A 14,172-nucleotide genomic window follows, 5' to 3' on the forward strand; every position below is an offset into this window, starting at 1 on the left:
CGTTCGCCACAACGCGGGCCGCTGCGTCACGTACAGCAGAATGTTCCCCATGAACGATGAGCGCAGCTGCCGCCTACGCGTACACGGCGACGACCTCGACCTGGCCGGCACCCCAGCAGCGTTACGCGCCCTGGCGGCAGCGCTGCGCGCCGCCCCCGCCACGCACGAGGTCCAGATCCTCAACGGCACGGTGGTCCAGCACCACACGGAGGGCCCGCTGGCGGTGGAGCTGCGCGGCTCCCCGTCGCTGTACCTGCAAGGCACCCCCACGGCCTTGGCCGAGGTCTGGTCAACTCTGGAGACGGTGGCCACCGCAACGGACGCCGACACCGAGCCCGACCCCCACCGCCACGTGGGCAGGCTGGTGGTAACCGGCGAGCGCAACGCCTCGCTGTCGGACCTGGGCCTCTAGTCGCTACCGTGGGTAACGTCGGCGCACGCTAGGTGTTCGCGCCAAGATCGGCTTTTTTCGGGCCTGGTACCGTCAGGAGGACAGTCCGGCAGCCCCCGCCGCCGAACGACTTTTGCGGCACACGCCACGAGCCGAACCGCCGCAGCCCAGACCCAGCCCCGACCCGACCCGCATGTCGCGGGCACGCGCGAGACCGGAAAACACCATGCTCGATCGCGCCCGGCGGCCCTACCGTGGGGCGATGTCGAGAAAGGACCCGCAGGAGAAGAAGGCGCTGAGCTACGCCCTCGACGGCCGCAACGCGTACGGGGAGAACGACAAGAGCTCCCGCCGCAACATCCGGCGCAACAAGCGGTTCCCCAACCGGGCCGATCGGCACCGCGAGCGCCAGCTGCTGGCGGGAGCCGCCGGACCGCTCGGGGCCGACGACGGCGAGGCCGCCGAGCGCACCGAGGAGCGGCTGGGCGCGAAGAAGTCCATGTGGGACACCAAGCGGTGGCGCAAGGGCGGGGACGCGGCGTTGGGGGACGTGGTGGCGTACCGGCTCGAGCGGCGGGCCCGGCTGGGGATGCTCGACCCGGGCCTCGCGGAAGCCCGGATCGAGCGCATTCGCAGCCGTGCGCGGCTCAGGCAGCCGAGCCGTCGCACCCGGTAGCACGCGGCCGCCTCACCCGCGCCCGGCGCGGCGCAGCGGCATCAGGGTCTTCGGGGGAGTGGAGGCGCCGGCCAGGAAGGTGCGGATCAACGACGTCGCCTGCTCGGGGGCCTCCAGCAGGAGCAGGTGCGACGTCGCGGGGAGGACCGCCAGGCGGGCGTCGGGCAGCGCGGCCAGCAGCGATGCCGTGTGCGACAACGTGACCAGGTCGTCGTCCGCCGTCACCAGCAGCGTCGGGCAGGTGATCGCCGCCAGGTCGGACGGGATCAGGGCGGGCTCGGTCGCCACCGCGTCGGCGATCTTGGCCTGGACCACCGGGAGGTGGTCGGCGCCGTCGGGGGAGACCTCCGCATAGCGCGCCACGACCGGCGGCGGGAGCGGCGCGTCGGCGGAGGGGGCGAAGAGCATGCCGTCGACCGAGTACGCGGTGCTGATCAGCACCAGCGCCCGCACCAGGTCGGGGCGGCGCAGCGCGGTGTGCAGGGCCACGGTGCCGCCCGCGCTGTACCCGCACAGGACCGCGGGGCCGCCGACCTGCGTGGTCAGGAAGTCGACGGCGTCGGACGAGAGCACCGACATGGTGAGCGGGCCGTCGCGGTCCGGGGTGCGGCCGTGGCCGCGGCGGTCGTAGGCGAAGACGCGGTAGGCGTCGGCCAGGGCGGTCAGGCTGGTGTCGAAGTCGCGGCTGTCGCTGAAGCCGCCGTGCAGCAGGACGACCGGGTCGCCGGAGCCGGACGCGGTGTGCCAGAACTCTGTCATGACCGGTACTACGCCGGCGCCGTCGCGAAATCATCGGCGCAGCGGCGGTGTGCCAGAACACGCCCGCTGTTACGCCGGCGCCGTCGCGAAATCGTCGGCGAAGCGAGCGAACATGGCCTGTAGTGGCGAATTATCGAGAAAAGTCGTGACATGTCCGACTTGTCCGTCACGGCACTCCAGAACCACCACGGCGAAAGGTGAGCCGTTGCGGTACTGGAGGAACGACGACGAGCCGCAGCGGACCAGCGTGGCGTCCGCGCAGGCGCCCGAGGCGGACATCGCCTCCAGCAGCGCGGCACGGCCCCGAAGCCAGAACGGCAACGGCGGCATCGACATCGTGGCGTCCTCGTGCAGCACCGCGACCAGCGCATCCACGTCGTTGTCGTTGAACGCCCGCACGTACCGCCGCAACAGCCCCTCGTCGATCGGCTGCGCCGCCACCGGCGCGGACAGCCCCGCCCGCGCACGCTGCAACGCGCTGTTCACCGCCGCCACCGACGTCGACAGCAGCGAGGCGACCTCGGCCGCCGACCACGCGAGCACGTCGCGCAGGATCAGGACGGCCCGCTGTCGCGGCGGCAACGCCTGCAGCGCCGCGACGAACGCCAGCCGGACCGTGTCCCGCTGCACCGCGATGTCCGCCGGATCGCCCGACGACGGCACGACGAGCCCGTCCGGCGCCGGAAAAACAAGATCAAGATCCGGATACGGTACCCCGAGAGCCGCACCCGGCTCCGCCGCCGGCCCCAGGTTCACGGTCAGGCCGCGACGCCGCGCTGCCCGCAGCAGATCCAGGCAGACATTGGTCGCGATCGCGAAGAGCCACCCGCGCAGCGGCGCCCGCGAGGGGTCGAACCGGTCGGCGTTGCGCCAGGCCCGCAGCAGGGTCTCCTGCACGGCGTCCTCGGCGTCGAAGGGCGACCCGAGCATCCGGTAGCAGTAGCCCACCAGGGCGGCGCGGTGCTCCTCCAAAGGAAGCTGTTCCGGCAACGGGAGTTCAGCCACGGCGATCCTCGACCGGCGGCCCGTCGGGCGCGGGCCGCATCGCGATCAACAGTAGGCAGACCGAGCGGTCGAAGTCGAGCAGCGCGCACGCGTGAAAATGGACGTTCATTCAGTATTATCGGCGACATGGAAGGCAGCAGCCGCTCGGCGGAGCACGTGGCCCTGTTCCGCGCCCTGGAAACGAGCCGCCGCGGCGACCGGCTCTTTGACGACGGCCTCGCGTCGCGCATGCTCTCGCCGCGGTACCGCGCGGTCGTCGCCGCCTCGCGCATCCCGCCCGTGCACCGCTGGATCGTGCGGTACATCGACACCCGCTACGCCGGCGGCCCGCGCGCCTCGGCGGTGGTGCGCACCCGGCTGATCGACGACCTCGTCCGCGCCGCGGTCGACGGCGGCGCCCGGCAACTGGTACTGCTCGGCGCCGGCTTCGACAACCGCGCACACCGTATCGTCGCGCCCGTCGCCTTCGAGGTCGACCACCCGGCGACCCAGGCCACCAAGCGCCGCCGGGTGCCGGCCGCGTTGGCGGCGCGGGTGCGGTTCGTGCCCGTGGACCTCGCCGTCGACGCGCTCGGGCCGGCGCTCGCCGCGGCCGGGTTCGACGCCGCGACGCCCGCCGTCGTGGTCTGGGAGGGCGTCACCAACTACCTGAGCGCCGAGGCCGTCGACGCCACCCTGCGGGCCCTGGCCGCGCTGCTCGCGCCCGGCGGCCGGATCGTGTTCACCTACGTCGACCGGGCCGCGCTGGACGGCACCGGCGGCTTCGACGGCGTCGAGGAGTGGCACGACGCCGTGCGCCGCGGCGGGGAGCCGTGGACGTTCGGCTTCCGCCCGGCGCAGCTGCCCGCGTACCTAGCCGAGCGGGGGCTGCGCCTGGTCGAGGACGTGTCCACCCGCGACGCCGCCGCGCGCTACCTCGCACCGCTGGGCCGCGACGAGCCGACCGCCGAGTTCTACCGGATCGCGGTGGCGGATGCCCAAGGTTGACAGCGAGCACTTCGCGGCCCGCCGCCGGCAGATCCTCGACGCCGCCGCGGCCTGCTTCGCCCGGGAGGGCTTCCACCGCACGTCGATGCAGGACATCGTCAAGGAGTCCGGCATCAGCGCGGGCCTCATCTATCGGTACTTCACCGGCAAGGACGACATGATCGCCGCCATCGTCGCCGAGTGGCACGAGCGGCGCACCGCCATGCTCGGCGACGACCCGGCCGCGGGCTACCTGGAGGTGCTGCGCGGCGTCGGCGACCCGGCCGCGGCCCGGGAGCTGCGCCTGGCCGTGCAGGTGTGGGCCGAGACGGTCCGCTCCCCGCTCATCCGCGAGATGGCCCGCGACAACGTCGACCGGCCTCGGCGCCTCGCCGCGGCCGCCCTGGACGGCGCCGTGGCCGAGCCCGACGCGCTCGCCCGCGTGCTCATCGCCATCTACCAGGGCCTCGTCCTACAGACGCTCTGGGACGACGGCGTCGACCACGCCGCCTATGCCCGGGCCGTCGCCGCGCTGCTTGCCCCGCTGGGCATCGAGGTACCGCCGGCGGATCCGGGGCAGCCAGGGCGCGATCGCGACCAGCAGGAGTAGCACCGTCAACGGCGCCCTCCACAGTGGACCGATGACGGCGGGCGGCGCGGCCGGCGGCGGCGACACCCAGGGCTGCGCGGTGCGCGCCCAGACGAGGAAGGCGTCGCCGACCGGCATCAGCCCGAGGGCGTAGCGCTTGGTGTGCCAGGTGGGCAGCGGCACCCCCGCGAGCTCGCCGTAGCTGGACAGCGCCGAGGCGAGCGCATCGTCGCCCTCGACCCGCGCCGCCCCGATCGTCACGACCGTGGCCGACAGCGACACCCCGAGCGGCAGCGGCCCGCTGTCGACGTCGGCGGGGCCGTCGGTGCCCTTCGGGTACTCGCGCACGGCCGGCCCGATGCCGAGCGGCCGGGCCACGAACAGCTCCCGGAAGCGCAGGTACTGCTCCCGCGCGAACGCCGGGTCGACGTCGGGCAGGAACCGGGCGATGACGCTCTGGGAGCTGGCCCGCGCGCCCTGCAGCGGCCGCCCCGTCGACGGGTCGGTCACGTGCGGCAGCAGCCCGGTCGCCGGGTCCAGCCGCGCCCGGGCGGCGTCGAGCCAGCGGGCGACCGTCCCGGCGTACCGCTGCGGCATCAGCCTGTCGTGCAGCCGCAGCGAGGTGATGGCGACGGTGGAGTCGACCGGCCACGACTGGCCGGGGTAGGCGGTCAGGAACGGCGTCTGCGAGGCGTCGAACGCCGCCGCGAGCTCGCGCGAGGCCGCCTCGAACCGCTCGGCCTCGCCCGCATCGCGCGCGCCCGGGTCCTGCAGCGACAGGATCCCGCCGCGCAGCCAGTTGGTCCAGCCGGCGTAGAACACGCCGTAGCGGGGCGCCAGCTCGGCGCTGAACGGCGCCGTCCCCTGTGGACCGTCCAACTGCGACAGTGCCCAGCGCGCCTCGCGCAGCGCCTTCGCGCGGTCGGTCGCGTGCCGCCCGACGTCGACCCAGGCGATCCCGTAGAGGGCGTGCAGGAAGAAGTAGCCCTCCGGGAACATCCCCTGCGCCTGCTCGCCGGCGCCGGCGTCCAGCGCGGAGCGGATGAAGGCCAGCTGGCGCTCGGCGCCGCCGGGCGGCGCGTAGAGGCGCACCAGCCCGCCGCACGCACACAGCGTGACGACGGCGGCGAGGACCAGGCGCACCACCCGCAGCACGGCAGGAGCGTATCCGGTGGCCGCCAACAACCGAGATGAAGTCGTTACGAAGCTTCACTCATGCGCATGCGTCGTTGTAGCTTATTTTCGTAGCCAAGTTACAAGACGGCGACAAACTACGTAGGCGAAGGGGGCACATGAGCAGCACGCCCCTGGACGCCGCCCCGGCGCCCGCCGCGATGAGCACCCGCTCGCCCGGCCGGGCCGCCTGGCTGCGCCTGCGCCGGGACCGCGCGGCGCTGGCCAGCGGGATCGTGTCGGCGTTGCTGGTCGTGGTGGCCCTCGCGGCGCCGCTGATCGGCGCGGCGTACGGCATCCACCCGCAGGACACGTTCCAGGAGGACCTGGACCGGTTCGGGCTGCCCTACGGCGTCGCCGGCGGCGTCACCGGCACGCACTGGTTCGGCCTCGAGCCCGGGCAGGGCCGCGACCTGTTCATCCAGATGGTCTACGGGATGCGCACCTCGCTCGGCATCGCCTTCGCCGCGGCGCTGATGACCACGGTGGTCGGGGTGCTGCTCGGCATCGTCGCCGGGTACCTCGGCGGCTGGGTCGACGCCGTCCTCAACTGGGTCACCGACGTGACCCTGGCGCTGCCGTTCCTCATCTTCACCCTGGCCGTCATCCGCCCCATCGAGCTGCACTTCTACGGCCCCCGCGAGGCGGTGCCCGGCTGGTTCCGGGTCATCGTGCTCATCACGGTCTTCACCGCGTTCGGCTGGACCACCACCGCCCGGCTGGTGCGCGGGCAGGTGCTGTCGCTGCGCGAGCGGGAGTTCGTCGAGGCGGCCCGGGCCAGCGGCGCCCGGCTCGGGCGCGTGCTGTTCCGGGAGCTGCTGCCCAACCTCGGCGCGCCGATCCTGGTCGCGTTCTCGCTGTCGATCCCGGCGTACATCACCGGCGAGGCGGCGCTGTCCTTCCTCGGCATCGGCATGCTCGAGCCGACGCCCGACTTCGGGCGCACCATCTTCCGCAGCCTCAACTACCTGCAGACGGACCCGGCCTACGTGCTGTTCCCCGGCGTCACCATCTTCGTGCTCGTGCTGGCCTTCAACCTCTTCGGCGACGCCCTGCGCGACGCGCTCGACCCGAAGTCGCTGCGGTAGGCCGCCATGGGATCCTTCCTGCTGCGCCGGGTGCTGCTGGGCGCGCTGACGCTGTTCGCGGTCAGCATCGTCACGTTCGCGATGTTCTTCGCCCTGCCGCGCGACCCGGCCACCGCCATGTGCCCGAAGAACTGCGACGCGCAGCGGCTGGAGCGGGTGCGCGCCGAGCTCGGGCTCAACGATCCGAAGCCGAAGCAGTATCTGCGGTACATGAGCGGCGTCTTCGTCGGGCGCGAGAACTGCCCGGCGCCGTGCCTGGGGTACAGCTATGTCAACAACGAGCCGGTCAGCCAGACCATCGGGCGGGTCATCCCGGTGACGCTGAGCATCGTGATCCCCGCGTCCGTGCTGTGGCTCGCCCTCGGCATCGGCCTCGGCATGCTCTCGGCGCTGCGCCGCGGCACCGTGTTCGACCGCCTCGCCATCGGCTTCTCCCTCTCCGGCGCCTCCATGCAGCTGTACTTCGTCGGCGGCGTCCTGCTGCTGGTGTTCGTCTACACGCTCAAGGTGCTGCCGTACCCGCACTACACGCCGCTGCTCGATGACCCGCTCGCCTGGTGCACCGCGCTCGTGCTGCCCTGGTGCACCCTGGCGTTTCTGTTCTCCGCCGTGTACGCCCGGCTGTCGCGCGCCCAGATGCTGGAGACGATGTCGGAGGACTTCGTGCGCACCGCGATGGCCAAGGGCCTGCGGCAGCGGACCGTCGTGCGCCGGCACGTGCTGCGCGCGGCCATCACGCCCCTGGTCACCGCCGCCGGCCTGGACGTCGGCACGGCGCTGGGCGGCACGGTGATCACCGAGACCACGTTCGGGTTCCGCGGCCTCGGGCGGACCGCCATCGACGCCGTCCGCGACGGCGACCTGCCGACGATCATGGGGACGGTGCTGCTGGCCGCGGCCTTCATCGTCGTCGCCAACATCGTCGTTGACGCGCTCTACACCACGATCGATCCGCGAATCCGGTTGCGATGACCGGTGCTGGCTCTCCGGAGGTCCACATGCGACGCAGGCTCATGACGGCCGTCGCCCTGGTGCCGCTCGTCGCGGCGCTCGGCGCGTGCACCAACAACAAGAAGGGCGGCGACGAGCCGGCGGTGGACACCAACCGGCAGGCCACCGGCGCGATCGCGTCCGACCCGAAGGACTCGATGGGCCCCGCGCCCGAGGTGCCCGGCGCCGCCAAGGGCGGCACGGTCACCATCCTGCGGCAGTCGAAGATCTCCCACCTCGACCCGCAGCGCACCTACAGCTTCGCCGGCCTCAACGCCTCCCAGCTGTTCGTGCGCCGCCTCACCACCTTCAAGGACGACGGCAAGGGCCACGTCACGCTCGTCGGCGACCTCGCCACCACGCCCGGCACCGACGTGAACAAGGACTGCAAGGTCTGGCAGTTCACCATCAAGGACGGCGTGAAGTTCGAGGACGGCTCGCCGATCACGGCCAAGGACGTCGCCTACGGCATTGCACGCTCCTTCGACCTGTCGCTGACCGGCGGGCCCACCTACATCCAGGAGTGGCTCGCCGACACGCCCCAGTTCGACACCAAGTTCGACTTCAAGAACAACAAGAGCTCGCTGCCGCCGGGGCTCAGCGTGCCCGACGACAAGACCCTGAAGCTCACCTTCAACAAGGCGCACTGCGACCTGCCCTTCGCCGCCTCCCTGCCGGCCACCGCGCCCGTGCCGGCCGCGAAGGACACCGGGACCCAGTACGACCAGAAGCCCGTCGCCTCGGGGCCGTACAAGATCACGAAGAACGAGGCGGGCACCCAGATCACCTTCGAGCGCAACACCGCCTGGGACCCGGCGACGGACGCCGTGCGCCACCAGTACCCGGACTCGTTCGTGTGGCAGTTCGGCGCCGACCCGGTCACCCAGACCAACCGCATCCTCGCCGACAGCGGTGCCGACCAGGGCGCGGCGTCGTGGGACGGCGTCGACCCGTCGCTGATCTCGAAGGTGATGGGCGACCCGGCGCTGAAGGACCGCATCATCCAGGAGCCGACCCCGCAGCACTACACGCTCACCATCAACAACCAGCGGGTCACCGACCTCAAGGTGCGCCAGGCCCTCAACTACGCCATCGACCGCGACGGCCTGATCAAGACCCTCGGCGGCTCGTCCCTGGCCGCCCCGGTCACCACGCTGATGCCGCCCTCGACGATCGGGTGGAAGAACTACGACGCGTACCCGGCGGGCAAGACCGGCGACCCGGCCAAGGCCAAGGAGCTGCTCGGCGGTACCACCAAGGACCTCGTGCTCGGCTTCCAGGACGACGCCACCAACCAGGCGCTGAGCACCCAGCTCAAGGGCAACCTGGAGAAGGCCGGCTTCAAGATCACCCTGAAGGCGATCCCGGCCGACTCGTTCCTGGACGAGACGAAGAAGAAGGACAACCCCTGGGACATGTACATCGGCTCCTGGGGTGCGGACTGGCCCAGCGGCGCGGCGATCCTGCCGGTCCTGTACGACGGCCGCGCCATCAAGGCCGACGGCAGCAACAACGGCGCCTCCTACCTCAACGCCTCCGCCCTCAATGCCGAGTTCGACCGGGTGCTCGCCATGCCGACCGACCAGCAGGGCGCCGAGTGGGCGAAGCTGGATGAGAAGATCATGCGGGAGTACGCTCCGGTGGTGCCGCTGTACGTCCAGGTGACCACCACGGTCCACGGTTCGAAGGCCGGCGGCCTGTTCATCGACAGCATCTTCGGCAACCTGGCATTCTCCAACGCCTACGTGAAGCAGTGAGACTTTCCTACTGGATCGGGCCGCCGGGCGGATCCGCGAACACCGCCCGGCAACCCGACCACGGCTATGGCGCGGCGAGCACGATGAAGGTCGCCGTGCTCGCGGCGCTGTACCGCGCGGATCTGGACCTGGACGCCCCGCTCCCGGTCGTGAACGACTTCCCCTCGGCCCTGGGCGACGGTTCGCGGTACGCCAACGACCGCGGCTACGACGACGAGGACCAGGTCTGGACCCGCCTCGGCGCATCGGTACCCGCGCGCTGGCTGGCCCGCCGGATGATCGTGCGCTCCAGCAACCTGGCCACCAACCTGCTCCTGGCCCGGGTCGGCCTCCCGGCGGTGGCCGAGGTGTGGCGCCTGGCGGGCGCGACGAACAGCGTGACGGCCCGCGGCATCGAGGACTACGCCGCCAGAGACGCCGGCCTGGACAACGTCGTCACGGCGGCCGACCTGGCGGCGCTCTTCGGCGCCCTGCACCTGGGCAGGCTGGCCGGCCCCGAGGCCACCGCCGAGATGCTGGACCTGCTGGCCGCCCAGGAGTGGCGCCAGGACCTGGCCGCCGGCCTCCCGGACGGCGTGCGAGTGGCACACAAGAACGGCTGGATGACGGGAATCCGCCACAGCGCCGGCGTGGTGTATCCGCCCGACGCCCCGGCGTACGTCATCGCCGTGTGCACCGGCGCCGGCGAGGACGCGGTGCCCGACGACTACGACGAGCGCGCCTGCCGGGCGATCGCCCGGATCTCGGCCGAGCAGTACAGCAGGAGACACCAGTGACCATCGCCGCCGTGCGCACCCACCCCGTCAGCGTCCCGCTGCACACCCCGTTCGTCACCGCCCTGCGCACCGCCACCACGGTCGAGAGCCTGCTCGTCGAGATCGTCGACGACGACGGCCGCTCGGGCTTCGGCGAGTCCCCGCAGGTCTGGAAGGTCACCGGCGACTCGGTGGCCGGCGCGCGGGCCTGTGTGGAGGAGGTGCTGGCCCCGCTGCTGATCGGCCGCGACGCCGCCGATCTGGCGGCCAACTGCCGGGCCGTGCACGGCGCGGTGGTGGGCAACGGCGGCGCCCGCGCCGCCGTGGACACCGCGCTGCACGACCTCGCCGCCCAGCGCCTCGGCATCCCCCTGGTCCGCCTGCTCGGCGGCACGCAGCTGCGCGTCCCGACCGACGTCACCCTCTCCGCCGGCGACAGCGCGGCCGCCGCGAGGGTCGCCGAGGGCTTCACGGTACTCAAGGTCAAGGTCGGCAAGTCGTCCCCCGCCGACGAGGTCCACCGCATCCGCCGCATCCGCGAGGCCGCCGGCCCCGGCGTGCGCATCCGCCTGGACGCCAACCAGGGCTGGACCCCGCGCGAGGCGGTCCGCGCGATCGGCGCCATGCAGGACGCGGCCCTGGACCTCGAGCTCGTCGAACAGCCCGTCCCCATGCACGACCTCGAGGGCCTCGCCTGGGTCACCGCGCGGGTCGACGTCCCGATCCTGGCCGACGAGTCGGTCTTCGGCCTGCGCGACCTGGTCGCCGTGATCCACCGCCGCGCCGCCGACATGGTCAACGTCAAGCTGGCCAAGTGCGGCGGCCTGTCCATCGCCCGCACCCTGCTGGAACTGGCCGCGTCGCACGACATCGGCACGATGGTCGGCTCGATGATGGAGACGCAGGTGGGCGTGGGCGCCGCGGCGAGCCTCGTGTCCGCGCTCGGCACCACGGTCGTCTCCGACCTCGACGCCGCCTGGTGGCTCGCGTCGTCCCCGGTGACGGGCGGCCTGCGTTACGACGGCGCCGAGGTGGTCCTGCCCGACGCGCCCGGCCTGGGGGTGCGCCTGTGAACGCCGTAGCCGTGCCGGTGGCCACGATGTGGTCCACCCCGGCCGCCGACGAGGTCGTCACCCAGGTCCTGCTGGGCGACCCGGTGATCGTCGACGCGGCCGGCCCCGACGGCTGGTCCAGGGTGATCGCCCCCAACCAGCCGGCCCCTTCGCTGGACCCACGCGGCTACCCGGGCTGGCTGCGCACGGCGGAGGTCGCGTCCACATCGGACGGTTGCGGCGAGTCCATTGTGGACGCCCTGGCGACGGACCTGCGCGACGCCCCGTCCGGCGCGGTGGTCCTCGCCGGCGTCCCGCTCGGCACGACGCTCGCGCCCGCCGGCTCGCCGGTCGCCGACTGGCTGCCGGTCCGGATCCCCGGCCGCGAGGGCCTCTTGTGGGCTCCCGCGGCGGACGTTCGGCCGGCTCCCACGGCGCCGCCCGCCTCCGCGACCGCGGCCCTCGACGTGGCCCGCCGGCTGGTCGGCGTCCCGTACGTCTGGGGCGGCCTGTCCCCGGCCGGCATCGACTGCTCCGGCCTGGTTCACCTGGCCTGGCGCCGCCTCGGGGTGCTGCTGCCGCGCGACGCCCACGAGCAGGCGGAGGCGGTCGATCCCGTGCCCCTCGGCTCGGAGCGCCCGGGCGACCTGTACTTCTTCGCCCGGCCCGGCCGCCGCATCCACCACGTCGGCTTCGTGGTGGCCCCGGGCCGGATGCTGCACGCCTGCGGCGAGGCCCGCCGCGTGGTCGAGGAGCCTCCGACGCCGTCCCGCGCGGAGACCCTGACCGCCGCGGGCCGCATCCGCTTGGACTCGTAGCCGCACGGTACGGATCGTTTCGCGTCCGCGCCACCCCGCGCCCGCGTTGCACGTCGCGGCCGAGAAGTCGTGCCGTGCGAACCTGCCGGGGCCGAAGCGTTCGAACGTCTGCGCATCACGACGGGCTGGCGGCGGGCGCTTCCGGTCATTCCTCCATGACGGTAGCACCCGCCGCCAAGCGCGATCTTGACGAACACTCGGAGTGTTACGGCACCGCTACGGGGCGCCGATCGGAGAGGGGAGGAGTTGCACGTCGGCGAGGTTGACGTACATCAGGCGGTGGCCGAACTGGATCTGGGCGTACCACGTGTTGCCGCGGATCACCGTCCAGTCACCAGGGGACGAACCGTCCAAGGTCACCGCGCGGTAGTACTCGCCCTGCACGATGTTGCCGACCGCGTACCGCTGGCCCGCCGCGAACGTGTACTGCAGCGGCGTGATCGCCTGGTACGGCACGCCCGCCGGGTAGGCGGACTGCTCCGGGTACGCGCGGCCGTACACCGGAGCCGTGTCCCGCTTCGGCACGGCGACCAGGCCCGTCGTCCACTTCGCCGTCGGTGCGGCAGGCGGGTTGTAGAACCAGCCCTTCTGCCCGAGGTACCAGATCGCCGTCCAGTCGCCCTCCCGGCCCGCGACCGCGTAGGTCTGGCCCGTCGCGACCCGCGAACCGTGGTCCGACAGCGCCATCGTCGACGCGGAGCCGTCCGGGTGCAGGCCGATGTCGACGAGCAGCGGGGAGGTGGCCGACGGGGCCGTGTGCAGGATCAGCTGCGACGAGCCGTGGTCGGGGCACGTGACGCCGGCCGCGGTGCAGCCCGTGTAGGCGGGGCGGTTGGCGTCGTACGCCGGGTCGATGGTCACCAGGCCCGTGTGCGCGCTGCCCGTGGAGCGGATCGGGGCGTGCATCAGGTCCAGGTAGTGGTCCCAGTCCCAGTACGGGCCCGGGTCCCAGTGCATGCCGCGCACGCCCGACGGCACGGTGCCGGGGACGTTGTCGTGGCCGATGATGTGGTTGCGGTCCAGCGGGATGCCGAGGCGGCCCGCCAGGTAGCGCACCAGCTTCGCCGACGAGCGGTACATCGCCTCGGTGTACCAGGCGCCCTCCGCCGCGAAGCCCTCGTGCTCGATGCCGACCGAGGTGGCGTTGACGTACCAGTTGCCGGCGTGCCAGGCGACGTCCTTGGTCTTGACGTGCTGGGCGACGTGGCCGTCGGCGGAGCGGATGGTGTAGTTCCAGCTGACGTACGCCGGGTCCTGCACCAGGCCGATCGTGGTGTCGTAGGTGGCCTCGGTGTCGTGGATGACGATGTACTGCACGCGCTGGCGGGCCGGGCGGTCGCTCAGGTCGTGGTTGCCGTAGTCGCCGCCGCCGAGGTCCTCGTACGGCGCCGGGATCCACTCGCAGGGCAGCTCGACGGGGCACTCCAGGCCGTCGGGCCGCGCAACGTGCCGCAGGCCGAGACGGGACAGCCAAGACGTCTGCGGGCGCACCGACGACCGGGCAGCGAGGGTGACCCGCTGCCCGTCGTCGGTCACGCGGTCCGCGCCCTCGCGCATGGTGGCGTACACCTCGTCGGCGAACTGCGCGGCCGCGTCGGCGGTGTCGGCGCCGCTGTAGCGGGCCACCGCCCCGTACCAGGCGGCGGGGTCGCTGTCCGCCCCGCCCGGCGCGCCGAGGTCGCGCTGGTAGGAGGCCAGCAGCGCGGCCCCGCCGCGGATGTTGACCCGCGCGTCGCCGCGCAGGACCGTCTTGTCGACGCCGGTCAGTGCCGCCGCCCGGTCGAGGGTCTGCAGGGCGGCGGTGGCGAGCGCGGGTGGCGCCGCCGCCGGGCCCTCGACCCGACCCGGGCGGGCGTCGTCGCCGCGGGCGTCCTCGGTCGCGGCGGGCCGGGCCGGTGCCACCGCCGCCGCGTCGGTCAGGTGCATCGGGCCGAAGCCCGCGCTGGTGCTGGGCAGGCCGCGGTTGGTGTCCCACCGCGACTCCAGGTAGGACACGGCCAGGACCACGTCCTGCGGTACACCCGCGGAAACCGACGCGTCCGCGAAGTCCTGTTGCCGTCCGGCGGGGGCCGCGGTGGCCGCCGTCCCGGGCACGGCCGCGGCGCCGAGGACGACCGCGGCGATCACCGTTGCTGCTCTGGTACGCAAGATGC

13 protein-coding genes are annotated in these 14,172 nt (G+C 72.8%); 10 read left to right on the plus strand and 3 right to left on the minus strand.

Features of this window, described 5'->3' with window-relative positions; all coding sequences use genetic code 11:
• The first annotated feature begins 49 nt into the window (after window positions 1-49).
• Window positions 50-412 carry a hypothetical protein gene (locus ABD901_RS23145; RefSeq protein WP_345129211.1) on the plus strand — a complete coding sequence of 121 codons (363 nt, stop codon included), beginning with the start codon at window positions 50-52 and terminating at the stop codon, window positions 410-412.
• 241 nt (window positions 413-653) lie between these two features.
• Window positions 654-1,067: a hypothetical protein gene (locus ABD901_RS23150; protein WP_345129212.1), complete on the plus strand. Its 414-nt coding sequence runs from the start codon at window positions 654-656 to the stop codon at window positions 1,065-1,067.
• Between the two features lie 12 nt (window positions 1,068-1,079).
• On the opposite strand, the gene ABD901_RS23155 is transcribed toward ABD901_RS23150, so the two are convergent.
• Both ABD901_RS23155 and ABD901_RS23160 read right to left on the minus strand, forming a co-directional pair.
• The gene (locus ABD901_RS23155; protein ID WP_345129213.1) at window positions 1,080-1,826 is read right to left on the minus strand and encodes an alpha/beta fold hydrolase; all 747 of its coding nucleotides are present in this window, start codon (window positions 1,824-1,826) and stop codon (window positions 1,080-1,082) included.
• 69 nt (window positions 1,827-1,895) lie between these two features.
• Window positions 1,896-2,831 carry an RNA polymerase subunit sigma-70 gene (locus tag ABD901_RS23160; protein ID WP_345129214.1) on the minus strand — a complete coding sequence of 312 codons (936 nt, stop codon included), beginning with the start codon at window positions 2,829-2,831 and terminating at the stop codon, window positions 1,896-1,898.
• A 126-nt stretch (window positions 2,832-2,957) separates the two neighbouring features.
• Here ABD901_RS23160 and ABD901_RS23165 point away from each other — a divergent pair, with 126 nt between their 5' ends.
• The 8 genes from ABD901_RS23165 (at window position 2,958) to ABD901_RS23200 (ending at window position 12,019) form a co-directional block, all read left to right on the plus strand.
• The gene (locus ABD901_RS23165; RefSeq protein ID WP_345129215.1) at window positions 2,958-3,818 is read left to right on the plus strand and encodes a class I SAM-dependent methyltransferase; all 861 of its coding nucleotides are present in this window, start codon (window positions 2,958-2,960) and stop codon (window positions 3,816-3,818) included.
• Window positions 3,805-4,407 carry a TetR/AcrR family transcriptional regulator gene (locus tag ABD901_RS23170; protein WP_345129216.1) on the plus strand — a complete coding sequence of 201 codons (603 nt, stop codon included), beginning with the start codon at window positions 3,805-3,807 and terminating at the stop codon, window positions 4,405-4,407. The genes ABD901_RS23165 and ABD901_RS23170 overlap by 14 nt, the downstream gene beginning before the upstream one ends.
• Before the next feature lie 1,271 nt (window positions 4,408-5,678).
• Window positions 5,679-6,647 (plus strand): ABC transporter permease, encoded by a 969-nt coding sequence (locus ABD901_RS23175; RefSeq protein WP_345129217.1) that lies wholly within the window; start codon window positions 5,679-5,681, stop codon window positions 6,645-6,647.
• Between the two features lie 6 nt (window positions 6,648-6,653).
• The gene (locus ABD901_RS23180; RefSeq protein WP_345129218.1) at window positions 6,654-7,619 is read left to right on the plus strand and encodes an ABC transporter permease; all 966 of its coding nucleotides are present in this window, start codon (window positions 6,654-6,656) and stop codon (window positions 7,617-7,619) included.
• A 26-nt stretch (window positions 7,620-7,645) separates the two neighbouring features.
• Window positions 7,646-9,394, plus strand: a complete 1,749-nt coding sequence (locus tag ABD901_RS23185; protein WP_345129219.1) for an ABC transporter substrate-binding protein — start codon at window positions 7,646-7,648, stop codon at window positions 9,392-9,394.
• Complete coding sequence (locus tag ABD901_RS23190) at window positions 9,391-10,170, plus strand: serine hydrolase (RefSeq protein ID WP_345129220.1); 780 nt, start codon at window positions 9,391-9,393, stop codon at window positions 10,168-10,170. The genes ABD901_RS23185 and ABD901_RS23190 overlap by 4 nt, the downstream gene beginning before the upstream one ends.
• Complete coding sequence (locus ABD901_RS23195) at window positions 10,167-11,222, plus strand: mandelate racemase/muconate lactonizing enzyme family protein (protein WP_345129221.1); 1,056 nt, start codon at window positions 10,167-10,169, stop codon at window positions 11,220-11,222. Before ABD901_RS23190 ends, ABD901_RS23195 begins: the two co-directional genes overlap by 4 nt.
• Window positions 11,219-12,019, plus strand: coding sequence for a C40 family peptidase (locus ABD901_RS23200; RefSeq protein WP_345129222.1), 801 nt, complete (start codon window positions 11,219-11,221; stop codon window positions 12,017-12,019). Before ABD901_RS23195 ends, ABD901_RS23200 begins: the two co-directional genes overlap by 4 nt.
• Window positions 12,020-12,235: 216 nt before the next feature.
• Here the strand turns inward: ABD901_RS23200 and ABD901_RS23205 are convergent, their stop codons facing one another.
• The gene (locus ABD901_RS23205) at window positions 12,236-14,167 is read right to left on the minus strand and encodes an N-acetylmuramoyl-L-alanine amidase (protein WP_345129223.1); all 1,932 of its coding nucleotides are present in this window, start codon (window positions 14,165-14,167) and stop codon (window positions 12,236-12,238) included.
• Window positions 14,168-14,172: the final 5 nt, after the last annotated feature.

It is taken from the genome of Dactylosporangium darangshiense (genome assembly GCF_039537565.1).
GTDB classification, from domain to species: domain Bacteria; phylum Actinomycetota; class Actinomycetes; order Mycobacteriales; family Micromonosporaceae; genus Dactylosporangium; species Dactylosporangium darangshiense.